The following is a 24,058-nucleotide window of genomic DNA, read 5'->3' on the forward strand; positions in this document are numbered from 1 at the left end:
TGGACTTATGGAAATCGAACTGAAGTTGCTGCTTACCGACGTCAACCAGAATGAACTGGTTTCGGCGCTGAAACAAGCGGGTCGAACAAAAAGTGATCAGGCTCACTTTCTGGTGAATCGCTACTTTGACACGCCGGAGTTGACCCTGCGTCACCTGGACATCGGTATGCGGGTCCGTCAGAAGGGAGCGCATCGGGAACAGACGGTGAAAACCGCCGGCAGCAGCGATACCGGTGTACACCGTCGTCCGGAGTACAACGTCGACATCGACGGTGACTGGCCTGATCTGGCGCTGTTTCCGAGCGATGTGTGGCAGGGGGAGGATGTGGCCGCTCTGCAGCGGCGGCTCATCGAGCAGTTTGCCACCAATTTTCGTCGTCACGCCCTGGAGTTGGAACTGGCGGGGGGAACCCTGCTGGAAGTGGCGCTGGACTCCGGTGAGGTATTGGCCTCGGGCAAGAGTGAGGTGATCGATGAGCTGGAGCTGGAGTTGGTTCGTGGCGATCTGGGTGAGGCGCTGCAGCTGGCTCAGCGGCTGGCTGAGCAGTTCAATGTGCGTCTGGGCCAGGCCTCCAAGGCAGCCCGCGGCTATCGACTGGCTGGCTTGTCGCCTCAGCCCCCAATTCAGTCTGACCAGCCCAAGGATCTGGCCAAAGGGCTGGCAGGGTGGCAGTGCAATGAGCACCACCTGATGTTGGGGACCCAAGGCGCCCTGGAGGCCCTGGTTACCCAGCTCAGTGGCCTGTCACAGCAGCTGTTCGACCGCGAGCCTGCCCTGGCGGTGCGCCTGGCCGCCCTGGGGCAGGGATTGATGGACGCCCCGGATCCCAGGGCGCGACTCGCCCAGCTTATGGCGTCTCCCGTTTATGGTCAGGCTCAGCTGGCGCTTCTGGCGCTGCTGCCGGAGTTTCAGGGGGAGTAAGGGCTTCCAGTTTGGCCAAAATCTGGCGGTTCTGGTCAGTCAGGGCCGCCAATCTGGCTTCCAGCGCATCGGATCGCATCTGCAACTGTTTATTCTGCTCGTCCAGTTTCTCCTGCTCCTCGGGAGAGACGAAGATGGAGGCCAGGTAGCCCGCGACGATGCCGAAAAAGCTGACGCCGCAGATGATCACCATGGCTCCAATCACTCGCCCCTCGGTGGTGACCGGGTAGTAGTCACCGTACCCCACGGTGGAGATGGTCACCAGGGACCACCAGATGGCCGATTCGGCGTCGTTGATGTTGGAGCCGGGCACCCCATCCTCAAACAGCAGTATCATCACCGAGGAGAAGGTGAGCACGGTGATCAGGGCCACCAGCAGGCTGGTGGCGGTGGTCTCCCGCTTGTGGTGGCTGTAGGCTTTGAGCAGGGAGCGGCTCATGCGCATCAGGCGAATCACCCGCAGCACCTGGAAAATCCGGGCAAAGCGCAGAGGCTCAATCACCGGAATGGAGGCCACCAGGTCGATCCAGTGTTGGGTGAAGAACTGCTTGCGGTTGTCTGCCCTGGCCAGCCCCCAGAAGAAGTTGACGATAAACACCATGCAGATGGCGAAATCGACGTAGAGCAACAGGCGGATCGCCTCTTTGGTTTCGTCGTTGAAGGCGATGACCAGCACGACGATCACCGACAGCACCGACAACATCATCATCCCCGTTTCCCTGGGGCTTATAGACTCTTTTGGCATCGTTCTCTCAATCAATCATGGCGCTCAGCAGCAGGGCGACCCCGACCCACTGAGCCGCTTCCAGAGCGGCAATGCCGCTGTTGTCCTGCAGGGCGATCTCCCTGTCCGGATTTATTTTTATCATAACCCAGGCGCTAAGCAGCCTTTGCCACAGGGTCAGCAGTAGAAGGCCTCCCAGGGCGAACCCAAACCAGCTCCAGAGCAGGGTCAGGGGCTGGTCCACGGCCACATCGGGCAGATGCACCGACGCCGCCATTATCAGCGAGCAGGCGATCACCACACCGGAGTGATTCAGGGCAACGGAGCGTTGATCCTGTTCGATCGCCTGCTGGAAGGGGCCGTAACCATTGCGGTCATGGAGGCGCTGCATCCAGTGGCTGATTCCAGTGAGCATCACCAGACTGGCGATGTAGATAAGACCATAGCTGATCACCCCCATCAGCGAGGGCGCCTGATGCAGCTTGGTGAGCAGGGCCTGAATGATGAAGGCGGCGCTGAGGGCGGCGCTGGCATCGGTCAGGGCCATGGCCACATTGCCGCTGAGAATATGCTGCTTCTTATCGATGCGATTGATGGCAAAGCGATCATTGACCCAGAGGCTGACCCGAATCAGCAGCAGGCCGATGAGGCCGAAGACCACCAGGTTGATCCCCTGCTGGGTGTAGCTGAGGTGGCCCTGGCGGGGCATCACCGAGCTGATCACCAGGGCCATGGCCAGCAGCGAACCGGCGGTGCTGATGCCGAAGGCGACGTTATCCCTTTCTGCCAGCTCCTTTTGGCTGCTGACCCCTTCCCACCACCCCTGACTGAAACGAAGCAGGGTAAACAGCAGCAGGCTGCCTCCTATCTCCAGGGCCAGGTGAATCCAATCCCATTGCAACCACTCTGCCATATCCGACCGCTGCCTTCTTAACCGCTTTCTGCTAAGGTAATCCGAGAAAAATCCGCATACACAGGAAGTTATTATGAGCCTGCCGCCCCTGTTCGACAACCTCCCTGCCAGCCTGCGCCAACAGGCCGATCACTATCGAGAGGTGTTGGGGGAGGTGCCCTGGAGTGCCCTGAACGAGGAGCAGCAGCAGAGGCTTAATTACCTGTTTGCCATGTCCCAGTTTATTGGCGGCCGCCTGAGCCGGGACAGCGACTGGTTGCCAGAGTTTTTTCAGCAGCTGCCGCAGCATTTGCGCCACCCCCAGTTTCGCACCACCCTGGATGAGGCGCTCTCGGCCTGCTCGGACGAAGCGTCGGCCAAGCGGGTGCTGCGCCGTTTCCGTCACCGGCAGATGATGCTTATCGCTGCCCGGGACTTTCTCAATCTGGCTCCTCTGGATGAATCTCTGGCTCACCTGTCTCAGATGGCGGAAACCCTGATTCTGGCCGCCCGGGACTGGCTCACCGAGCATCTGGCGCCACGCTTTGGCTACCCCAGAGGTCCCACAGGGGGGCAGCAGCCTCTGTTGATCCTGGGAATGGGTAAGCTCGGTGGTGGTGAGCTGAACTTCTCCTCAGACATCGACCTTATCTTTACCTACCCGGAAAACGGCAGCACCGACGGCAACAAGCAGCTGGACAACCAGCAGTACTTTATCCGCCTGGGACAAAAACTGATTGGGTTGCTGGCCGATGTGGACCCGGAAGGGTTCTGTTTCCGGGTGGACATGCGGCTGCGTCCTTTTGGCGAAGCTGGGCCGCTGGCGGTCAGCTTCGATGCAGTAGAGGATTATTACCAGGAGCAGGGGCGGGAGTGGGAACGTTACGCCATGGTCAAGGCCAGGGTGATGGGAGAGTGCGACGATGCCGTCGATCTGCACAGCCTGCTCCGGCCCTTTATCTACCGCCGTTACCTGGATTTCTCCGCCATCGATGCCCTGAGGCGGATGAAGGCGCTGATCGAATCCCAGCTGCGTCGCAGCAGCCTCACCAACAACATCAAGCTGGGCCGGGGTGGCATCCGCGAGGTGGAATTTGTGGTGCAAACCCATCAGCTGATCCGCGGCGGCCGTCAGCCGGCACTGCGTCGCCAGCCGCTGATGCCGGTGCTGGCGGAACTGGCCCGCAGCAACTGCATCAATGGCCGCGATCACAAGCGGCTGCTGGAAGGGTACCGTTTCCTCCGCCGCCTGGAGAATCTGTTGCAGGCCCTGGATGACAAGCAGACCCAGACCCTGCCCGACAGTGCCGATGACCAGTTGCGTCTGGCCCTGAGCATGGGCTTCGAGGGATGGGACAACCTGCGACAGGCCCTGGCCGAGCACATGGCGAACATCCACCTGGTGTTCAAGGAGACCATTGGCGGTGATGAGCAGGAGGAGGAGGAGCTGGGAGAGTTGCCTGCCCTGTGGCAGCACCCGGACCCGGATGTGGACGAGATCCTTCAGGAGAGTGGCCTGGACACCGCCCTGGCCGGGCCGCTGATGCAGCTTCGCAGCGAGTTTGCCCGGCGCACCATCGGACCCCGTGGGCGGGATACCCTGGATAAGCTGATGCCCAGACTATTGGGCGAACTGGCAGGCAAGCTGAATCAACCCGAACTGATGAGTCGGGTGATGAAAGTGGTGGGCACCATTCTGACCCGCACCACCTATCTGGAGTTGCTGCTGGAGAACCTGGCGGCTCGCCAGCAACTGGTACGCCTCTGTTCAGCCAGCCCCTGGATTGCCGATCAACTGGCAGCTTATCCCATTTTGCTGGATGAGCTCATCGACCCCATGTCCCTCTATCAGGTGCTGCCCCCGGACGGCTACGCCGCCGGACTGAGGGAGTTCCTGATGCGAGTGCCTGAAGAGGATCTGGAGCAGCAGATGGAGGCGCTGCGGCAATTCAAGCAGATCAGTCAGCTGCATATTGCCGCTGCCGACGTTACCGGAGTGCTGCCGGTGATGAAGGTCAGCGATCACCTGACCTGGCTGGCGGAAGCCATTGTCGACCAAGTGGTGCAACTGGCCTGGAATCAGTTGGTGACTCGCCATGGTGTGCCCTCCTGCGCCGGCGAGCACAAGGGGTTTGCCGTGGTCGCCTACGGCAAGATGGGCGGTCTTGAGCTGGGATATGGTTCCGATCTGGATCTGGTGTTCCTCCACCGGGCCGACAGCGGTTATACGGATGGCGACAAGCAGATCGACAACAACCACTTCTACCTGAAGCTGGCCCAGCGGGTTCTGCATCTGTTCTCCACCCGGACCCTGTCGGGAATCCTCTATGAGGTGGACATGCGTTTGCGCCCCTCCGGGGCCTCCGGCCTGCTGGTGAGCCACATCGATCGCTACCATGAGTACCAGCGTCAGGAGGCTTGGACCTGGGAACATCAGGCCCTGGTTCGGGCGAGGGTGGTGTATGGCGAACCGGCCATGGTGAAGCGGTTCAACGAAATCCGAGAGTCGGTACTGGCCATCCACAGGGAGCAGCAAGAGCTCAACACCCAGGTGAGCGAAATGCGGGAGAAGATGCGTAATCATCTGCATAAAGGCAATGATGCAGAGTTCGATCTCAAGCAAGGGCCCGGTGGCATCACCGATATCGAGTTTATCACCCAGTACCTGGTGCTGGCCCACAGCGAGGCGATGCCTCAGATGACCCGTTGGCCCGACAACGTCCGCATCCTGGAGGTGGCGCTGCAGCTGCAGCTGCTCAGTGCCGAAGAGGCGGACCTGTTGGTGCGTACCTACACGGAGATCCGCGACACCAACCATCACAGGGTTCTGGCGGGGTTGAGTGGTCTCCTGCCTCAGGATCAGAAGCCCTCTGGCTGCGAGGCGGTGGCGGCCTTGTGGTCACGATTTTTTGACAATGATCACACAAAGGGGGAATAATTGTCCTGTAACTGATCAGACCAGTTGTGAGGAAGAGGATGTCCGATAACTACCTGCTGAACATTCACAAGAGGGTGCAGAAGCTGCCCTTCAGTGATTGGCTGATGACGCGTATTGTGGCCAACAAGGCCCCCTACTTTAAAACCATACCGACGCGACTGGAGGCGCTTCGCCCCAATCACGTCAGCTGCATCATCAGCAAGAAACGTCGGGTGGAGAATCACATCGGCACCGTCCATGTGATTGCCATCTGTAACGGCCTGGAGCTGGCCATGGGAATGATGGCAGAAGCCTCCATCCCCAAACACCTGCGCTGGATCCCCAAGGGGATGGACGTGCAATACACCGCCAAGGCGGGCAGTGACATTCGCTGTGTGGCGGAGACCGACCCGGACGCCTGGCAGCCGGGGGATCTGCCGGTGCGGGTGACCGCCTATGACGATCAGGGTACCGTGGTGGTCAAGGGCACCATCAACCTGTGGCTGTCGGAAAAGCCCAAGAAGCATTAACGTTGATGGGCATCACGCCGCTGTGGCCGAAGAAACGTGAAAGCCGGTAAAATGGAGCCGGTTTACGAAAACGTTTTTCCAGACAGGACAGGCAGACATTGATCACTCCCATAGCCATCCGCTTAACCAAGGGCGATGACCTGAAAAAGTGCATTCAGCAGTTAGTGGCTGAACATGGCATCCAAGCAGGCAGTATCGCCTCTTGTGTTGGGTGTTTAACCCATCTCCAGGTACGCCTGGCTGGTGCCACAGAGGTGCTGATGCTCACAGAGTCTGTCGAGATCGTGTCTGTGATGGGGACGCTCACTCCTGACCATCAACATATTCATCTCTCTGTTGCCAAGCGCAGCGGTGATGTTGTCGGCGGCCACCTGCTGGAAGGCTGTGTGATCGACACCACCGCGGAACTGATCATTCACCAGTATCACAACTTGAGCTTTGGCCGCGAACCGGACCCGCACACGGGATTTACCGAGCTGACCGTTGGCCCCCAAGGCCAGTGAGGTGCTGAGCCTCTAATCCGGTGGTGTGCTTGAGCGGACCTGGCCAGGTTAGGAGATCAAAAAGGGCGGAGCACCCTGGTGCTCCGCCCTCTGATTCTGTTCGTTTTACTCGCTGCTCAATAGAGGCTGGGATCGCTCTTCTGCGGCCGGGTCTTAAAGCGGCGGTGCAGCCACATGTACTGCTCGGGGCGGCGGCGGATCAACTGCTCCAAAATCTGGTTGCCACGCACCGCATCGGTCATCTCATCCCCACTGGGGAAATCCTCCAGCGGAGGCAGGATCTCTATGGTGTAGCCTGAGTTGTCTTTGTTGCGTTCGACGAAGAAGGGCATCACCTTGGCTTTACCCAGTTTCGCCAGGGTGCTGGCCCCGGTTACCGTGACCGCTTCCTCCACGGCGAAGAAGGGGGCAAACACTGCGCCTTTGCGACCGGCATCCTGATCGGCGGTGTACCAGATCACCTCGCCGCTTCGCAGCGCCTTGACCATCTGCCGCACCTCCCGCTTGGGGATCAGTCCCTTGTTGGAGCGCAGTCGGCCCTGTACCTGCAGGTACTCCATAAATTTGTTGTTGTGGGGGCGGTAGACACCGACGCCCGGGCACTTCTGACCAAACACCCGGGCCCCGGCCTCCAGCATCAGGCAGTGGGCGGCAAAGAGGATCACTCCCTGGCCGTCGGCTTTGGCCTGCTCGATATGTTCGATGCCCTTGATGGTCATGTGTTTCTGGATGCGCTCGTCGCTCCACCACCAGCCGTTGACGCTGTCAAACAGGGCCATGCCGGTCTGGTTGAAGTTGTCCCGCAGCAGCGCTTCCCGCTCCGCCTCGCTCTTCTCAGGGAAACAGAGGCGTAAATTGGTGCGTGCCACGTGCACCCGCTTCTTCAGGGTGGCTTGGAGGAGTCTGCCCAGGCCACTGCCCAGCCACCACTGCGCTTTAAGAGGCAGGAAGGTCAGCAGTTTCATCAGGGCGAGGCCCAGCCACATTGGCCAGTATCTGGGGTGGTAGAAGGCCCGGTCGAATTCAGCTGAGGTAACCATGGTGTTTCCGTAACAATCAGTGAGCCGGCTATTCTAACAGCCGAAATGGTCCCTGTGATACACTTTGGCGCCATGTACTTCTCTCAGATCCTGAAGAAATTTGCCTTTCATCCGGCTTACCCCGCTGGTTGGAGGCGGTGGTGCTGAGCCTGATGCTGGCGGCGAGCCTGGGGGCTGCGGCATCGGTGTGCGATCGCAGTGAATTGCCTCAGTGCCTTCAGCGTCTGCCCAGGCCTCTGGTATCCGCCTTCTCTGAACACTGGCAACTCCCCCCAGAGGAGTTAGCCGTGACATTCAGCCAGCAGTTGGCGGGACAGGGAGCGGTCACCCTGACCTTGGACAACCAGGCACTGATCCTCACCGACGCCAGGCGCATCAGTCAGCCACATATTCTGTTGGTGGGTCATAAGGTGTATGAGCGGCCTTCTGTGCACTCCCTCTCTTTGGCTTTGCTTCATGAGCGGGGGCATCTTGTGGAGATTTCCGAGTCTTTTCGCCAACCTTTTCGATTCGCCTATTGGCCTGCCCTGTGGGAAGAGGAGGTGATTGCTGATCTGCACGCCCTCTGGTTGCTGGCGCGGCAAGATCGGTTGCAACAGGGGTGGAACCTGGTGCACCTGCGTAATTTTAACCTGATGGGGGCCGCGCAGGACTGGGCGCACTGGACCACCCCTGTGCTGCTGCCCTGGCTGCTCTCTTCAGAACGGGGTGTTCAACTGGCTCAGCTCAGCTTTGAACAGGTTCTGACTCAAAGTGTCATTCCCGTCTCTGACCTTCCCCATTTCCGTACCCTGGGCCGCCGTCAGTTTGGGCCGGGTCGTGGTGCCTATCCCTATGTGCCTCCCCGGTTGGTGGAGCGCTGGTGGCAGATGTTGTCCCCAAGTCTGGCGCTGTTGATGGGGGACGATTTCGGGGGCTATCGTCTGCATCACCATCGCCTGATGTTGGTGAATTCCGCTAACTAGCGGTCAATTCTCCTTATTTCGGCCAATGTCTTTTTGTGATATGTTTATAAATCAATGACTTAGTTAGTTGGTTCAGAACTTGCTACATTAAAGTAACCATCGGCTTGACCTCTGGTGGTGACTGGGAAAGCCCAGACTTTGACGATACCCATCGCCCTCCGACACCGAGCTCAGTGTTCGGTGTCGGTTGGCGCCCAAAAATAACAACAGCATAAGGAGAATTAGATGCTGACCTCAGGATCCATCGTTGCCATCGTAGCCATTGTGATGGGATGCCTGGTTGCCATGACTAGGAGTAAGCATAAGAGTGAGGCTCAGGCGAACCTTGAGCAATTCAAGCAGCTGGAGAGCGAATTGAAGAGCACCCAAACCCAGTGCAAGGCCCTGGAGGAGAGGGTGGTTGTGTTGGAGAAGATCGTCACCGACTCTGGGTTTGATTTGCGTGAGGAGATCTCCCGACTGGGATAAGGAGCCCCAATGGATTCGTTGATTCTATTTCTGGTGTTTGCCGGGCTGGTGCTCTGGGGCGTCGGCAGCGTCATTCTGAACGACAGCAACAAGGGCAAACTCAAGGCCCTGTATGACAAATACGCCGCCAAGGCCAGCACGACACTGGATCTTGGAGGCATGGGGGACGACTCGGGAATGGATGACGGTATGGGCAACGGCGCCGACCGGCGCCTGGAGGCGCTTCAGCAAGAGCTGGAGCAGCTGAAGATTCAGGCTGAGCGGGACCGGGCGCGGATTGAAACCCTGGAGCGTCTCATCACCGACAGCGGCTACCAGACACGGGAAGCCTTTCGTAAGATGTAGGCCCGGCCAGGGATCCGGCCCAACCAGTTTCGACTAAGCCAATTCCCTCGACTATAAGGAGTAGAGACATCTGATATCGAGGGCCTTGGCATGACCAAAGTGGAGATCGAACCTGCGGATTTTGAACATCTGATTGAGTGTCGCCAGGCCTCGAAGGAGGCCGGTGAAGCCTATCGCAAGGCGGTGGAAGCCCTGGCCAGAAGTGGCGAGTCCAGTCGCGCCGCCTGGGTGGAGGAGTGCAAGCGCGCCTTTGCCCTGAAACAGGCGGCTCTGGCCGAGGAGCGTGAGCAGTTCCATCGCATCTTCGATGAGCTGCCTCAGGGGTTGCCGAAGGAGTAGTGGGATTTTGTTGCATCTGTGCCATTGGCTCTGTTCGCAACTAGGTTGACACTATAAGGCCAGCCATCGCAGTATCCTTTAGAATCAAATCACTGATTCTTTATTTGTATGTCCTCACTGTCCCTACCCGAAGCGCGCAAGCTGGCCCTGTTGAGTCAGGGATTGTCTGCGGGCGCCTTCAAGGCGGCGGGAATCAACAAGACCCTGGCGGCCATTGAGCAGTTGGGGTATGTGCAGATCGATACCCTCTCCGTGGTCCAGCGGGCTCATCATCATCTGCTTTGGAGTCGCAATCCGGGATACCGTCTGGAGCATCTGGACAGGCTGGTCGAACGTAAGCAGGTGTTTGAGTACTGGTCTCACGCCGCCGCCTACCTGCCCATGTCTCAATACCGTTTTTCCCTGCCGAGAAAAGCGGCGTTGCGCACCGGTGAGCAGAATCATTGGCACCGGAAAGACCACCAATTGATGACTCAGGTGCTGGAGAGGATTCGAGCCGAAGGGCCCCTGATGGCGAGGGACTTCGACTCCCCAGGCAGTCAGCGCCATGAGTGGAGTGGCACGCCATTTAAGGCTGCCCTGCAGAACCTGTTTATGCAGGGGGATCTGATGGTGGTGGCCAGGGAGAGGTTTCACAAGGTGTATGACCTCACCGAGAGGGCGCTGCCTGATGGGGTGGATACCCGAACTCCGGACAGCACTGAGTACGCCCGGTTTCTGGTGCTCAGTTATCTTCGTGCCCATGGATTGGGGTCCATGGCGGAGTTCACCTATCTGCTGAAGGGAGTGAAACCTTGCGTGGCTCTGGCGGTTGCTGAGATGGTGGAGGAGGGGATTGTTCAGCCGGTGGAAGTAGGTGGTGCTCCCTACTTCACCACAGATCTGGCTCTGGCACTGCTGGAGCGGCGCCTGTCCAGGAAGGAGGCCAAAATTCTCTCCCCCTTCGATAACCTGCTGATTCAGAGAAAGCGAGTCAGTGCCCTGTTTGGCTTCGATTACCAGCTGGAGTGCTATCTGCCCAAGGCCAAGCGCCAGTACGGCTATTTCTGCCTGCCTGTCCTCTGGGATGGTCGGCTGGTGGCCAGGGCGGACTGCAAGGCCCACCGGCAACAGAGGCATTTGGAGGTGATGTCATTGCATATGGAGCAGGGCCTTCGTCGTAGAGACGCCTTTATGCAGGCGCTGGAACAGGAGCTGTCAGATTTTGCCGAATTCAATCACTGTGATTCGGTATCCATCGGCCAGGTGCGTTAGCACGTCGTTCTGTCACAGCAACGGAGCCAACGGGCTCCGCTTTATCTGACGAGCCGGCGTTCACCGGAGTTGAGATCGGCGCCCCTCACCAGAAGATCCGTGCCCGGATGCCGGCGATCCAGATCTGATCTTTGCCCGGGTTCAGGGCGGGATCGACAATCAGCTGGATGTCGGGGGTCAGCTCGAAGTGCTTATTCAGCTTCATAAAATAGAAGGCTTCGGCGGTGTACTGGTCACTGCCGGCGTCTGCCCAGTTGAGGGCGAAGCCGAAGTTGTTTTGAGGCGCCAGCATGCCGTAGTAGACGAAGCCCAGGCTCAATGACTCCTTGATGCCCAAAAGGCTGCCATCCTGGGCGTTGCCATAGCGAATAAAGGGCAGCCAGTTGTCTTTCATCATCGAGGCCGACAGGTTGAATCCCTTGTCGGAGGCCTGGTTGAGGAAGTCGCTGCGGTCCGACTCCCACAGTGTCAGGTGAAGGTTATTGAGGTAGATCTGCTCCTGAGAGGAAGTCCAGCCAAGCTCAAGGCTCTTGAAGTAGCGGTTGTCGCTGAAGAAATTGTCGACACTTTTAAACGGCTTGGTAGGGTCCGCCTCCATGTCGCTGATGCCGGCGATGACAAACAGGCTGTCGGTGAGCATATGACCCATGGCAACCCCGAAGGTGGCATCACTGGGCAGGGCGATGGTGTTGGTGCCGGTGCTGAAGGCGAAGTTCATAAAGCCGGTCCAGGGGCTGGCAGCGGCGTACACATCCACATAGTCAGTCACGTCCATAAAGCCGGTTATCAGGGTGCCCTGGCCATCAGACAGCTTCTGTTTCCAGTAGAGGTTGGTCAGTCGCCCCTTTTCATCGCTGAAGTTGGGGGTGACCAGCCCCAGGCCGCCAGCGCCAAACTCGAAGTTTTTCACCGAGGTGTCGGTGAAGCTGTGCCTGTGTTCTACCTTCCACACCAGTGAGCCGCCCCCGGTCTCCTGCTGCCCCTGAGGGCGCCAGGAGCCATAGAAGCGCACCATGCCGCTGAAGGCCTCCTTGTCCGAGCCGGGCAGGACGGTGTCGCTGTACAGGCCGACTGCCGAATAGTCGAGGCCAAACTCAACCCCTTTGGCGGACCACTGCTCCCTGAGCGGTTCTTGCAGCTCCCCTTTGTCGGCGCTGATCTGGTTGTCAACGGCGTCAGGCCCGCCGAAATTGGTGTCGCTGGCCAAGGCCTGGCGCATGGCCAGAAGCAGCAACAGGACGAACAACAGAGTAGGGAGGCGTTGAGTATTCAGCATGGCTGGTCCTCGATAAGCAGATCGACGATCTTAATCCGGGGCTGCGGCTGTGCACTAACCCATAGTGAGTAGGGCTCGGGTAAAAAGCCTAGTAGAGGAATGGCAAATTGCCATGGAAAGCGAGTGTTATTCGGCATTTGATTGCCATGATGAATTGGTACGAACCATCGTCCCTAAATGCTCATTTCCGAGACTCAAGAGGTGACACGGCGCAATGGACCCGATCAGACAAAAAAACGGAGCCTGTTGGCTCCGTTTTCAACCAGTTGAACTGTGCTGTCGGTCATTGAGCATGTAGTCGCTCAGTGATCATGAAGACATATGAGCATTGTCTTCTATATTTTGGCTACTAATTTACGTTTTTGGTGATTCCTTAATTTCCACACCGACCATGTCATTTGCGGCCTTAAAGCACCTGGCCGTATAGGTTTTGCCCGCCTCAGCATGAACATCAGCATATGGGAATGCATAATTGCTCGCACTTGAACACTTGAACCTGATTCGGTACTTTCCGGGCAACATGTTCATTCCAACAGGGTACCCTATCCATTCGTCGCCAACCGTCTTCCACTTTGAGGGCTTATTTTCCAACTCAATATAATCAGCAAGCAGTGGGGTCCACATGCTGTTTTCTGGAGATTTCCTTAATTTGGCTATTTCATTATCTTTTGGCTTTATGTCACCATACTGATAATGAACTCCTACGCAACCTGATAAAATGGAAACCATGAGTGCCATTAGAAGTAGTCTCATTTCAAATTCCTCTTAAATGGTAATAGTTATATATGTTGTTCCGGGGGGGCACTGGGTTCTGTTCCAGTATTTTTTGATTTCCGACTTTTTGATGTTATTGACGTTTATGTTCGGGTGGTGTTTTGCTAGAAATTGCTTAAGCTCTGTTTGGTTATAGTTTACTTTATATTCGAGCTTAACCTCACCTATGGGTGATACCTCTTCTTTATAAGACAACTCCCCAAGGTAATGAATGCCAGGCTCTTTTATTTGAAATGCCATCATTTCTCCTCCACAATCAGTACTGTAATAGAGCTTTTCATTTGAATTGATCTTATTTGTCTCATATATGGAGTCAAAAGTGTTGGCGGTGCCATCGGAAACTACATTAACCTTGAAAACAAAATATCCATCCGCTGTTGATACAACATCGGAAGTATTATCTTTGTCAGTGAATATAAAGCGGTCATACAGTCCGTCTTTATCTAGGCCGAATTTCTTGAAGCGGACTTTTGTTACTTCAGCACCCTCGCTGGAAGAGTCTATCTTTATAATAGCAATTGCTTCGATCTTCTCATTCTTGACAGAAAAGTCTCTATCTAGGCCACTAATACCTGCAGAGCAACCTGAGATTATTAGGAATAATGCTATTAGGGAATTTCTTATCATGAAGTTTTTCATATAGATCATTGATCCTGTATTGGATGATGTTAAATGCTGATTAGCGACCAAGTGCCTTGACGGTAATCGAAAGAGTCAGTGAAAAAACTCAAGATTATTTTTCTATGAATGATCTTCGCTAGATAAATATCATGATTCCATTGATGAATGTTGTTTAAGGCACCGCATATACGTTGAAAGATTCCTTTTCAGCTCCATGTATGTAAGTGCTCACAAGCATTTAAGTTTTTGATTTAAATGGGCTGTTCTTGTTCTTGAGAAAACCCTGGGGCAAGCTCCGCCCTAGGTTGAGCACCTAAGTATGCTTGGACAGATAGTTTGGCTATGAGCAGTTTACATAAGGAGTCATGTGAGGTAATGACTCTTTGGCGACTTTGTGAGGGTTCGTTTATAGATTGTAATCTGGGAATAAAGGGTTTCAGAATCGGGGGAGGCGGTAGTTGATGTTTGGTTTGTTTTCTTGTCAGTACGGGGCAAAAAAAACGGAGCCAATTGGCTCCGCTTTGGGTGTTGCCGCGCTAGCAAAACATCAGTCGGCTTCGTTGAGGCTGGAGGTCAGATCGATGATCGCCTTCTTGCCGTCGCCGAACAGCATCAGGGTGTTGTCCCTGGCGAACAGTGGGTTGGGCAGGCCGGCAAAGCCCGGGCTCAGGGAGCGTTTCACCACCACCACGGTACGGGCCTTGTCGACGTTGAGGATAGGCATGCCGTAAATGGGGCTGCCCTTGTCCTCGCGAGCCATGGGGTTGGTCACATCGTTGGCGCCGATGACGATGGCCACGTCGGTCTGCTCAAACTGGGGGTTGATGGCGTCCATCTCCACCAGTTGCTCATAGGGCACTTCCGCCTCTGCCAGCAATACGTTCATATGACCGGGCATGCGACCGGCAACCGGGTGGATGGCGTACTTCACGTCGGTGCCACGGGCTTCCAGTACGTCGGCCAGTTCGCGCACGGCGTGCTGGGCCTGGGCCATGGCCAGGCCGAAGCCGGGAACAATAACCACCCGCTCGGCGGTTTCCAGCATCATGGAGATCTCCTCCGGCGTGGAGGATTTCACCTTGCCCTGATATACCTCATCGGCATCGATGATCTCGCCGGCTTCCGCCATCACACCGAACAGAACGTTGGTCAGGCTGCGGTTCATCGCCTTACACATGATCTGGGTCAGGATGAGACCGGAGGCACCCACCAGGGAGCCGGAAACGATCAGCACGGTGTTGTTGGAGATAAAGCCGGCGGTGGCCGCGGCAATACCCGAGTAGGAGTTCAGCAGGGCAATTACCACCGGCATGTCGGCGCCGCCGATGGGCAGCACCAGCAGGATACCCAGCAGCAGAGCGACTGCCACCAGGGCGTAGATCAGCATCGGCGAGGGGCTGATCACCAGAGCGACCACCAGGGCCACGGACACGATGGCCAGCAGGGCGTTGACTAGGGTGTTGCCGGGTACGGCGATGGATTTGCCGGAGATGATCTCTTGCAGCTTACCGAAGGCGATAAAGGAGCCGGACAGGGTTACCGCACCGATCAGTACGGTGGCGCCCACGGAGATCTGCGCCACCAGGGAGGTGGCTGCTGCCGGATCCATGTAATTGGCCAGGGCCACGAACAGTGAGGCACCACCCCCGAAGCCATTCAGGGCCGCCACCATCTGAGGCATGGAGGTCATCTGCACCTTCTTGGCCAGGGTGGCGCCTATCAGGCCACCGAGCACCATACCGGCGATGATCCACTCGAAGCTCAGGATTGCCTGATCCAGCAGGGTGACCACTACGGCGATCAGCATACCCACGGAGGAGATCTGGTTACCACGTACCGCAGTACGGGGCTTGGTCATGTTCTTGATGCCGAGCACGAAGAAGACCGCGGCCACCAGGTAGGCCAGGTAAATTACAGCAGTATTCATGGTCGGTTACTTCCTCTTGAACATACCCAGCATGCGGTTGGTGACCATGTAGCCACCCACCACGTTGATGGTGGCCAGGGTCACAGCGATAAAGCCCAGGACATTCACCAGAATGCCGGAGCCGCTGCCCGCGGACAGAAGAGCACCCACCAGGGTGATGCCTGAAATGGCGTTAGAGCCGGACATCAGCGGGGTGTGCAGTGTGGGCGGAACCTTGGTGATCAGTTCCACGCCCAGGAAGATGGCGATCACGAACAGGGTGAGCAGTAACAGCAGGGTTTCCATTTACGCCTCCTCCTTGACTTCAGTGTTGAGTCCGAGCAGATCCCGGATGCGAGGGTTCACCACCTCGCCCTTATAGGCGGTGACGGTGTCGTGGACAATCTCATCGTCGAAGTCGAACACCAGCTTGCCTTCATCGTCGATAAGATGACGGATCAGGTTCTCCAGGTTGGTGCCGAACATCTGGCTGCCATGGTTGGCGGTGGAGGCCACGATGTTGGCCGGGCCGGAGATGATGACGCCATTGACGTTGATCACCTTACCCAGTTGAGTCAGTTCGCAGTTGCCGCCGGTTTCTGCGGCCAGGTCGACGATCACCGAACCGGGCTTCATCTGAGCCACCATCTCCTTGGTGATCAGGGTCGGGGCTTTGCGACCGGGAATGGCGGCAGTGGTGATGACGATATCCTGTTGAGCCAGCACATTGGCCATCGCCTGCTGCTGCTTGGCGATGAACTCGGCGGATTGCTCCTTGGCGTAGCCGCCGCTGGATTCGGTGTCGGCATCCTCAATTTCTAGCTCTACCGGCCGGGCACCCACAGATAGGATCTGCTCCCGGGCGGCAGGGCGGATGTCGTAGGCTTCCACCACCGCGCCCAGGCGCTTGGCGGTGGCACAAGCCTGCAGGCCGGCGACACCGGCACCCATGATGAAGGTGCGGGAGGGCTTCAGTGTGCCTGCGGCGGTCATCATCATCGGCAGCAGCCTGGGGGTCAGCTCCGCCGCCTGGATCACTGCCTTGTAACCGGCGATGGTGGCGTTGGAGGAGAGCACATCCATGCTTTGGGCCCGGGTGATGCGGGGAATCAGTTCAAGGGCGACGGTGTTGATGCCCAGCTCGGCCGCCTTCTGGGCGTTCTCCGGGTGCATCAGCGGATCCATCATCCCCATCAGGGTCTGGTTCGGCTTCAGATCTTTAAGCAGTTGGTCAAACTCTTCGCCCTTGGCGTGCAGAGTCAGCACCAGTTCGGCGCCCTCGAGGGTCTGGGCGCGGTCGGTACCGATTCGAGCTCCACTGTCGAGATAGTCCTGATCGGTAAAACCGGCTTCCAAACCGGCCTGGGTTTCAATCGTTACCTCACAGCCCGCCTTGGCGAGCTTGGCAACGTTGGCGGGTAACAGGGCCACGCGGGTTTCCCCGACGAGATGCTCCTTGATCACGGCGATCTTCACAACGCTATCCTCTAGCAGAATTGGGTTTATCGGTTCTATCTTGGTGATACCAAAGCGTAAATCACTGAGCATTGTGGACTATTAGAAATCCAATGCTAAGTCGATTTAATGAATCACCACAATCGTCTCAATGAATGGAGGTCGTTGTGTCATCGCGCCGTTGCCGCCGGAATTTATGGCAGAGTATGCTGGTCCCAAAAGGGCCCCTGTCACACTGGCGTCATCAACCTCTCTGTTATTGATCACATTTTTATCAAATATTCCGGCCTTATTACATTTAATGCATTTTTTGTGAAATGTGAACAGTTTTTCGTCGATCCCCGCATATTCATTTATCGTATAAAAAAAATTTTTTAATTCTTTTTTATAAAGAAGCCCGGCGCCTACCCTGTTGCAATTGTCCACAGTCACGAGCGCAGAGCATGCAGTTATCCGAGTTACACGCAGGGGCCGGGGTATTGGAGCCGGCGAAGCTGTCACAGTTACAGCAGCTGACCTCCGATCTCTCCCCCCTTCAACTGGCCTGGGTCAGCGGTTACCTGGCCGCGTCCGCCAATCTTGCCGGTGGCCAGCCGCAGCCTCAGGCACCGGCCCAGAGTTCACTGACCATCCTCTATGGCAGCCAGACCGGCAACAGCCGCTCTGTGGCCCAGCAACTGGCCGATGCCGCCAGGGGCCAGGGCAGAGAGGTGGCCCTGGTCTCCATGTCCGAGTACAAGCCCAAGAGGCTTAAAGAGGAGCAGCAACTGCTGGTGGTGGTCAGCACCCACGGGGAGGGTGAGCCGCCCGATGACGCCATTGCCCTGCACAAGTTCCTGTTCTCCAACCGTGCCCCTAAGCTCGACGGCGTCCACTTTGGGGTGCTCGCCCTGGGCGACTCCAGCTATGAGCACTTCTGCCAGACCGGTAAGGAGTTCGATGCCCGGCTGGCGGAGCTGGGCGGCAATCGTCTGCTCGAGCGGGCAGACTGTGATGTGGACTTCGAAGACAGCGCCGAGGCCTGGATAGCTCAGGCCCTGGCCAAGCTGGCGGATCTGGCCCCGGCCACCGCAGGTGCGCCGGCGCCAGCCCCGGCCAGCGCCATCAGCAGCTACAGCCGCAGCAACCCATTCAGCGCCACTCTGTTGGCCAGCCAGAAGATCACCGGCCGGGACTCCATCAAGGACACCCGCCATGTGGAACTGAGCCTGGAGGAGTCCGGCATCCGCTATCAGCCCGGTGACGCCCTGGGGGTGTGGATGGACAACGATCCCGCCCTGGTGGCCGAGATTCTGGCTGCGGTCGGCCTCAGCGGTGAGGAGAGTGTCCAGGTTAAAGAGGCCAGCGTGCCTCTGTCCCAGGCCCTTACCGAGACCTTTGAGCTGACCCTGCTGCATCCGGCCCTGGTGAAGGGCTGGGCGGAGCTGGCAGGCAGCGGCGAACTGGCTCAGATCGCCGACGATGGCGACGCGCTCAAGCAGTTTATCCACCAGCACCAGCTGCTGGACCTGGCCAGACGCTATCCGGCCAAGCCGGACGCCGAGACCCTGGTTGGGCTGCTGCGTAAGCTGACCCCCCGCCTCTACTCCATCGCCTCCAGTCAGGCGGAAGTGGAGGAGGAGGTGCACCTGACCGTGGCCCTGGTGGAAGCGGAGCGCGACGGCGAGTCGCACCTGGGTACCGTCTCCGGTGCCTTTGCCCGCAGGCTGCAGGAGGGGGATGAGGTGAAGGTCTATGTGGAGCCTAACCAGAATTTCCGTCTGCCTGAATCCGGCGACACTCCGGTGATCATGATCGGTCCCGGAACCGGCATCGCCCCCTTCCGCGGTTTCATGCAGCAGCGGGAGGCCCAGGGCGCCGAAGGGGACAACTGGTTGTTCTTCGGTAACCCCACCTTTACTGAGGACTTCCTCTATCAGGTGGAGTGGCAGGGCTATGTAAAGAGCGGGCTGCTGAGTCGCATCAGCCTGGCGTTTTCCCGGGATCAGGCACACAAGATCTACGTTCAGGATCGGGTGCGGGAAGCCGGCGCCGATCTCTATCAGTGGCTGGAGCGGGGCGCCCACCTCTATCTCTGTGGTGACGCCGAGCGCATGGCCGTCGATGTGGAAGCCGCCCTGATTGAAGTGGTGACCGAACATGGTGGCAAGAGCCGCGAGCAGGCCGAGCAATACCTTGAGGCGCTGCGTGCAAGCAAGAGATACCAGAAGGATGTGTACTGATGAGTGACCAGAAAACCCCAGATCTCAGCGAACTGCAGGTGCAGGGTAAGCTGGCGGACAACGAACGCCTCAAGGGCGAGAGCAACCTGCTTCGGGGCACCATCGAAGCGGATCTGGCCGATCCCCTCACCGGAGGCTTCACCGCCGACAACTTCCAGCTGATCCGCTTCCACGGCATGTATCAGCAGGATGACCGTGACATTCGCGCCGAGCGTAACGAGCAGAAGCTGGAACCGCTGCACACAGTGATGTTGAGGGCGCGGATGCCTGGCGGGGTGATCAGCCCGCAGCAGTGGCTGGCCATCGACGAGTTCGCTGCCAGCAACACTCACGCCGGCAGCATCCGGCTGACCACCCGTCAGACCTTCCAGTTTCACGGGGTGCTCAAACGTCACATCAAGCCGATGCATCAGATGCTGAACAGCATCGGTATCGACTCCATCGCCACCGCCGGCGACGTAAACCGCAATGTGCTGTGCACCTCCAACCCGGAGCAGTCGGAGCTGCACGCCGAAGCCTACGAGTGGGCGAAGAAGATCTCTGAGCATCTGCTGCCCAAAACCCGGGCCTATGCGGAGATCTGGCTCGATGGCGAAAAGGTGGAGAGCACCCAGGAGGAGGAGCCGATCCTCGGTCGCACCTACCTGCCCCGTAAATTCAAAACCACCGTGGTGGTGCCCCCTCACAATGACGTGGACATCCACGCCAACGACATGAACTTCATCGCCGTGGCCGACAACGGCAAGCTGGTGGGCTTCAACCTGCTGGTGGGCGGTGGCCTGGGGATGACTCATGGCGACACCAGCACCTATCCCCGCAAGGCGGATGAGTTCGGCTACCTGCCCCTGGAGCACACCCTGGCGGTGGCCGAGGCAGTGGTGGCCACCCAGCGAGACCTGGGCAATCGGGTCAACCGCAAGAACGCCAAGACCAAGTACACCCTGGACAGGGTGGGGGTCGACACCTTCAAGGCGGAGGTGGAGCGCCGCGCCGGCATTCGCTTCGAGCCCAATCGCCCCTATGCGCTGACTGACCGAGGCGACGGCTTCGGCTGGACCGCTGGCATCGACGGTAAGCACAACCTGACCCTATTTATCGAAAACGGCCGCATCCTCGACTTCCCCGGCAAGCCCCTGAAGAGCGGCATGGCGGCCATCGCCCAGATACACCAGGGGGAGTTCCGAATGACCGCCAACCAGAATCTGGTGGTGGCCGGGGTGGCGGAGCAGGACAAGGCGCAGATTGAGGCCCTGGCGCGGGAGCATGGGCTGATGGATGACAGTGTCTCCAATCAGCGCAAAGACTCCATGGCCTGTGTCTCCCTGCCCACCTGCCCCCTGGCCATGGCCGAGGCGGAACGTGTCCTGCCCGGCTTTGTGGATCGCATCGAGGGTGTATTGGCGACCCACGGCATCGGTGATGAATCGATCATCTTCCGGGTCACCGGCTGCCCCAACGGTTGTGGCCGCGCCATGCTGGCTGAGGTGGGCCTGGTGGGTAAGGGCCCGGGCCGTTACAACCTGCACCTGGGGGGCAACCGAGAAGGCACCCGCATCCCCAAGATGTACAAGGAGAACCTGGACGAGGAGAGCATCCTGGCCGAGCTGGACCAACTGGTCGGGCGCTGGGTGGGTGAACGTCATCAGGGTGAGGGCTTCGGTGACTTCCTGATCCGTGCCCAGGTGGTGCCCGAGGTGATCACGGCGAAGGTGGACTTCCATGGCTGACATCGACCTGGCCGCCGTGGCGGCCAACCCAGACGCAGAGGCGCATCAGGCCTGGCTGGCCCGGGCCAATGACACCCTGGCGGCGCTCAGCGCTCAGGAACGGGTGGCCTGGGGATTGAAACACCTGCACGGTGAGGCGATTCTCTCCTCCAGTTTCGGTATCCAGGGGGCGGTGATGCTGCACCTGGTGACCCAGGCCAAGCCCGAGATTCCCGTGGTGCTCACCGACACCGGCTACCTGTTTCCTGAGACCTACCGCTTTATCGATGAGCTCACCGACAAGCTGAAGTTGAATCTCAAGGTGTACCGCTCTGAGATGAATCCGGCCTGGCAGGAGGCCCGCTTCGGCCAGCTGTGGGAGCAGGGGCAGGAGGGACTGAACCAGTATAACCGCCTCAACAAGGTGGAGCCGATGCAGCGGGCGCTCAACGAGCTGAATGTGGGCAGCTGGTTTGCCGGATTGCGCCGTCAGCAGGCCAGTTCCAGGGCGGATCTGCCGTTTCTGGAGATCCGCTCAGGCCGGTTCAAGCTGTTGCCCATTCTGGACTGGACCAACAAGGATGTGCACTACTACCTGGAGGAGCACGGCCTGCCCTACCACCCCCTGTGGCATCAGGGTTATGCCTCGGTCGGGGACATCCACACCAGCCGTCCCATGGAGCTGGGAATGAGCGAAGAGGACAGCCGCTTCTCAGGCTTCCGCCGGGAGTGCGGACTCCATTACGACATCTAGCCGGAGACCTCAGGTCCCGAAATAAGCAGAGGCTCCTACGGGAGCCTCTGTTTTCTCTGTCATCGGACAAATAGATCCATCATCGCCCCGGCGATGCTGGCTTGCCGCCGGTAGAACTCCGTATAGCCACACTCTATGCAGCTGACCGAAAAGAACTTGCCGGACTCAACGTCCATGATGCTCTCCTCCCGGCTCAGTGACACATAGATGTCCGATGTCTGGCAGCCTCCGAATCCGCACTTTACGCACTTGAGCTCGCTGCCCTGGCGCGATGCATTAATCCATATTTTTCATAACATATGAAATGTTTGGCGTCATGTGAGGGTGGTGAGGAGTGTGGATGTGTGGTTCAGACACAAAAAAGCAGCTCGGTATAACCACCGGGCTGCAAAAGGAGGGGTGAGAACAGGGAGCCAGATTAACCTTTCTTTATTACGTCCAAGTCATACCAAGGCGTGGGGTTGATGGGGCAGCGGAAACGAACGCCATCTTCACCAATGGTGACGCGACTGGTGCGGGTTTCGCCGGGCTCCAATGGGAACATGTCCAGGGTCTCACGGTCGGCCAGGCTCTGGATCTGGAAGCCCACCAGCTTGTCCGCCTTGTTGGTGATCACGAACTCGTACTCACCGGATTTCAGGCCTGCCACGGTTTCCTTGGCAGAGAAGTAGCCGTTGTACTCATCCAGGTGAATCACCGTTACGCCATCGGCACGGGTGGTGGGGGTGTCTGCCTGCACGCCGGCAACGGCGGTGAAGGCGATGGCCAGGACTGCAGTGGCGCGTTTCAGGATGTTGAAAATGGTCATTGAGTCGTCCTCTCGTCAGGGGTATCAGGTAGATTTGTTGCCGTTCGAGAGAGACTATATTTCGATAGCGGTGTATTAATAATGCCTGTTAGTTCGCAAAATATAACCATAAGTACGGAAGGCCATGTTAAAGAATCAGGACTCATTGAGTGAACTGCTGCGCAGCCTCAAGCTGCGGGCGGAGGTCTATGTTCACGCCGACTTCTGTGGCCACTGGGCGGTGGATACCTCGGGCCAGCGAAGAATTCCCTTTCATATGCTGGGGTCCGGTCAGGGGTGGCTCCATATCGAGGGCTGCGAGCCCAGGCTGCTCAGGGTCGGTGACCTGGTGCTGTTTCCCCATGACGTGAAACACCGGGTTTCCAGTGAGCCTCACCCCAATGCCGAGACTCGCCTGAATGATCCTGGCAGTGAGTCCGATGGCCCGGCGACCAACCTGCTGTGCGGCTTCTTCGATTTCGACAACCTGGGGAACTCGCCATTGCTGGATGCTCTGCCTCAGGTGATAGTGCTGGAACTGGGGGAGCAGGGGCGACACCCCAACATTCGCACCCTGATTCAGTTGATGGTGGCGGAGCTGGAGCTCTCCGAGCCCGGCAGTTATGCGGTGGTGAATCAACTGTGTTACCTGCTGTTCATCCAGGTACTCAGGTTGCAGATTGCCAAGGGGCTGGAAACCGGTTTGCTGGCGGCTCTGTTTGACCGCCGCATCAGCCGGGCCCTGGACGCCATCCACACCCGGCCTGACGCCCACTGGTCCCTGGTGACCCTGGCGCAAGCCGCCGCCATGGGGCGCACCAGTTTCGCCGAGCGTTTTCACCAGCTGGTGGGGCAGACGCCGATGAAATACCTCAGCCAGTGGCGGATGCAACGTGCCAGGGAGCTGCTGCTGACCACGGAGCGCTCCATGCTGGACATTGCTGAGGCCTGCGGTTATCAGTCGGAGGTGGCGTTTCGCAAGGCGTACCGCAGCGTGATGGGGGAGCCCCCTGGCCAGACGAGGCGCAGGGGATAACCCAGATCCATATCAGTTCAGGATGCACTCACTGATGTACTTGTTGAAGGAGATGAGGTCGAAGGAGCCTCGGATCTCGAACCGCACCCGCCCCAGACCGCTGAGGTAGACCTCAATTTCACAATCCATATCCAGGGTGCCTGAGGATTCCACCGAAAACGCCTGAATTTTGTTGTAGGGCAGGGAGGTGTAGTCCACCTTGGAGCCGGTCAGCCCCTGCACATTGGCGGCGATGATGCGTTTGTCGGTGAACACCACCTGATCGCGAATGGTCTTGAAGGCGGCGAAGATCGACTCGCCTTCGATGATGAACTTGTGAAAGTCTTCTCTGGAGTCGGCGATCTCTATGGGCTTGAGCTTAAAGACGGAGGATTCCTGAAAGTCGATCATGGTCTGTCCCTTGAGTTAAATGATAGATATGGCACTGATTTACCAAGAGTATAGCTCTTCCTCAAAGAACTGAAATTCATTCTGTTTTCTCTCCGTTGCCTCATTCTTCCTTTGGGCGTCGGTCGGTTCGGCCTGTTGGGCCGCCTAGGCCTCTGACCCGCACAACGTAGTTGTGCTTCAGATACGAAAAAGCCCTGCTCAGAGAGCAGGGCTTCGTAAGGTGGTCGGTGAT

Annotated in this window: 25 protein-coding genes; 13 read left to right on the plus strand and 12 right to left on the minus strand. The window is 58.0% G+C overall.

The window, feature by feature from the left end; all coding sequences use genetic code 11:
* The first annotated feature begins 7 nt into the window (after positions 1-7).
* Positions 8-922, plus strand: coding sequence for a CYTH domain-containing protein (locus G505_RS21540; protein WP_028109993.1), 915 nt, complete (start codon positions 8-10; stop codon positions 920-922).
* On the opposite strand, the gene G505_RS21545 is transcribed toward G505_RS21540, so the two are convergent.
* Complete coding sequence (locus G505_RS21545; RefSeq protein WP_051216201.1) at positions 849-1,667, minus strand: potassium channel family protein; 819 nt, start codon at positions 1,665-1,667, stop codon at positions 849-851. The genes G505_RS21540 and G505_RS21545 overlap by 74 nt on opposite strands.
* A gap of 7 nt (positions 1,668-1,674) precedes the next feature.
* Complete coding sequence (locus tag G505_RS0113245; protein ID WP_028109994.1) at positions 1,675-2,559, minus strand: DUF350 domain-containing protein; 885 nt, start codon at positions 2,557-2,559, stop codon at positions 1,675-1,677.
* Between the two features lie 73 nt (positions 2,560-2,632).
* On the opposite strand from G505_RS0113245, the gene glnE reads away from it, so the two are divergent.
* The 3 genes from glnE to G505_RS0113260 all read left to right on the plus strand — a co-directional run bounded on the left by glnE (position 2,633) and on the right by G505_RS0113260 (position 6,488).
* Positions 2,633-5,476: a bifunctional [glutamate--ammonia ligase]-adenylyl-L-tyrosine phosphorylase/[glutamate--ammonia-ligase] adenylyltransferase gene (gene glnE, locus G505_RS0113250; RefSeq protein ID WP_028109995.1), complete on the plus strand. Its 2,844-nt coding sequence runs from the start codon at positions 2,633-2,635 to the stop codon at positions 5,474-5,476.
* Between the two features lie 38 nt (positions 5,477-5,514).
* Complete coding sequence (locus G505_RS0113255) at positions 5,515-5,985, plus strand: hotdog fold domain-containing protein (RefSeq protein WP_028109996.1); 471 nt, start codon at positions 5,515-5,517, stop codon at positions 5,983-5,985.
* A gap of 98 nt (positions 5,986-6,083) precedes the next feature.
* On the plus strand, positions 6,084-6,488 hold the full coding sequence (locus tag G505_RS0113260) for a PPC domain-containing DNA-binding protein (protein WP_028109997.1): 405 nt from the start codon (positions 6,084-6,086) through the stop codon (positions 6,486-6,488).
* 116 nt (positions 6,489-6,604) lie between these two features.
* On the opposite strand, the gene lpxL is transcribed toward G505_RS0113260, so the two are convergent.
* Complete coding sequence (lpxL, locus tag G505_RS0113265) at positions 6,605-7,528, minus strand: LpxL/LpxP family Kdo(2)-lipid IV(A) lauroyl/palmitoleoyl acyltransferase (protein ID WP_028109998.1); 924 nt, start codon at positions 7,526-7,528, stop codon at positions 6,605-6,607.
* A gap of 140 nt (positions 7,529-7,668) precedes the next feature.
* Here lpxL and G505_RS0113270 point away from each other — a divergent pair, with 140 nt between their 5' ends.
* The 5 genes from G505_RS0113270 (at position 7,669) to G505_RS0113290 (ending at position 10,899) form a co-directional block, all read left to right on the plus strand.
* Positions 7,669-8,493, plus strand: a complete 825-nt coding sequence (locus G505_RS0113270; RefSeq protein ID WP_028109999.1) for a hypothetical protein — start codon at positions 7,669-7,671, stop codon at positions 8,491-8,493.
* Between the two features lie 225 nt (positions 8,494-8,718).
* Positions 8,719-8,961, plus strand: a complete 243-nt coding sequence (locus G505_RS21550; RefSeq protein ID WP_035385393.1) for a hypothetical protein — start codon at positions 8,719-8,721, stop codon at positions 8,959-8,961.
* 9 nt (positions 8,962-8,970) lie between these two features.
* Complete coding sequence (locus tag G505_RS0113280; protein ID WP_028110000.1) at positions 8,971-9,306, plus strand: hypothetical protein; 336 nt, start codon at positions 8,971-8,973, stop codon at positions 9,304-9,306.
* Between the two features lie 90 nt (positions 9,307-9,396).
* Positions 9,397-9,645: a hypothetical protein gene (locus G505_RS0113285; protein ID WP_028110001.1), complete on the plus strand. Its 249-nt coding sequence runs from the start codon at positions 9,397-9,399 to the stop codon at positions 9,643-9,645.
* 108 nt (positions 9,646-9,753) lie between these two features.
* Entirely contained in the window at positions 9,754-10,899 is a 1,146-nt protein-coding gene (locus G505_RS0113290; RefSeq protein WP_028110002.1) for a winged helix-turn-helix domain-containing protein, read from the plus strand.
* A gap of 85 nt (positions 10,900-10,984) precedes the next feature.
* On the opposite strand, the gene G505_RS0113295 is transcribed toward G505_RS0113290, so the two are convergent.
* The 6 genes from G505_RS0113295 to G505_RS0113320 form a co-directional block, all read right to left on the minus strand.
* The gene (locus G505_RS0113295; RefSeq protein WP_084643989.1) at positions 10,985-12,175 is read right to left on the minus strand and encodes a carbohydrate porin; all 1,191 of its coding nucleotides are present in this window, start codon (positions 12,173-12,175) and stop codon (positions 10,985-10,987) included.
* A gap of 354 nt (positions 12,176-12,529) precedes the next feature.
* Positions 12,530-12,928 carry a hypothetical protein gene (locus G505_RS0113300; RefSeq protein ID WP_157509201.1) on the minus strand — a complete coding sequence of 133 codons (399 nt, stop codon included), beginning with the start codon at positions 12,926-12,928 and terminating at the stop codon, positions 12,530-12,532.
* 12 nt (positions 12,929-12,940) lie between these two features.
* Positions 12,941-13,588: a hypothetical protein gene (locus tag G505_RS0113305; protein ID WP_157509204.1), complete on the minus strand. Its 648-nt coding sequence runs from the start codon at positions 13,586-13,588 to the stop codon at positions 12,941-12,943.
* 529 nt (positions 13,589-14,117) lie between these two features.
* Positions 14,118-15,497 carry an NAD(P)(+) transhydrogenase (Re/Si-specific) subunit beta gene (locus tag G505_RS0113310; protein ID WP_028110006.1) on the minus strand — a complete coding sequence of 460 codons (1,380 nt, stop codon included), beginning with the start codon at positions 15,495-15,497 and terminating at the stop codon, positions 14,118-14,120.
* A 6-nt stretch (positions 15,498-15,503) separates the two neighbouring features.
* On the minus strand, positions 15,504-15,782 hold the full coding sequence (locus G505_RS0113315; protein WP_028110007.1) for an NAD(P) transhydrogenase subunit alpha part 2: 279 nt from the start codon (positions 15,780-15,782) through the stop codon (positions 15,504-15,506).
* Positions 15,783-16,952, minus strand: a complete 1,170-nt coding sequence (locus G505_RS0113320) for an NAD(P) transhydrogenase subunit alpha (protein ID WP_035385394.1) — start codon at positions 16,950-16,952, stop codon at positions 15,783-15,785.
* A 422-nt stretch (positions 16,953-17,374) separates the two neighbouring features.
* On the opposite strand from G505_RS0113320, the gene G505_RS0113325 reads away from it, so the two are divergent.
* Genes G505_RS0113325 through G505_RS0113335 form a run of 3 tightly spaced genes read left to right on the plus strand, consistent with a single transcriptional unit; the run spans position 17,375 to position 21,613 of the window.
* The gene (locus G505_RS0113325; protein ID WP_028110009.1) at positions 17,375-19,153 is read left to right on the plus strand and encodes an assimilatory sulfite reductase (NADPH) flavoprotein subunit; all 1,779 of its coding nucleotides are present in this window, start codon (positions 17,375-17,377) and stop codon (positions 19,151-19,153) included.
* The gene (gene cysI, locus G505_RS0113330; protein WP_028110010.1) at positions 19,153-20,880 is read left to right on the plus strand and encodes an assimilatory sulfite reductase (NADPH) hemoprotein subunit; all 1,728 of its coding nucleotides are present in this window, start codon (positions 19,153-19,155) and stop codon (positions 20,878-20,880) included. The genes G505_RS0113325 and cysI overlap by 1 nt, the downstream gene beginning before the upstream one ends.
* Positions 20,873-21,613, plus strand: a complete 741-nt coding sequence (locus tag G505_RS0113335; protein ID WP_028110011.1) for a phosphoadenylyl-sulfate reductase — start codon at positions 20,873-20,875, stop codon at positions 21,611-21,613. The genes cysI and G505_RS0113335 overlap by 8 nt, the downstream gene beginning before the upstream one ends.
* Positions 21,614-21,672: 59 nt before the next feature.
* Here G505_RS0113335 and G505_RS23465 read toward each other — a convergent pair whose 3' ends face one another.
* Entirely contained in the window at positions 21,673-21,900 is a 228-nt protein-coding gene (locus tag G505_RS23465) for a zinc ribbon domain-containing protein (protein WP_084643990.1), read from the minus strand.
* 131 nt (positions 21,901-22,031) lie between these two features.
* Entirely contained in the window at positions 22,032-22,421 is a 390-nt protein-coding gene (locus G505_RS0113345) for a hypothetical protein (protein ID WP_035385395.1), read from the minus strand.
* A gap of 124 nt (positions 22,422-22,545) precedes the next feature.
* On the opposite strand from G505_RS0113345, the gene G505_RS0113350 reads away from it, so the two are divergent.
* Positions 22,546-23,436, plus strand: a complete 891-nt coding sequence (locus G505_RS0113350) for an AraC family transcriptional regulator (protein WP_028110013.1) — start codon at positions 22,546-22,548, stop codon at positions 23,434-23,436.
* Positions 23,437-23,448: 12 nt separating this feature from the next.
* On the opposite strand, the gene G505_RS0113355 is transcribed toward G505_RS0113350, so the two are convergent.
* Positions 23,449-23,826 (minus strand): PH domain-containing protein, encoded by a 378-nt coding sequence (locus G505_RS0113355; protein ID WP_028110014.1) that lies wholly within the window; start codon positions 23,824-23,826, stop codon positions 23,449-23,451.
* Positions 23,827-24,058 lie beyond the last annotated feature (232 nt).

The sequence above is a fragment of the Ferrimonas futtsuensis DSM 18154 genome (genome assembly GCF_000422645.1).
Lineage (GTDB): Bacteria > Pseudomonadota > Gammaproteobacteria > Enterobacterales > Shewanellaceae > Ferrimonas > Ferrimonas futtsuensis.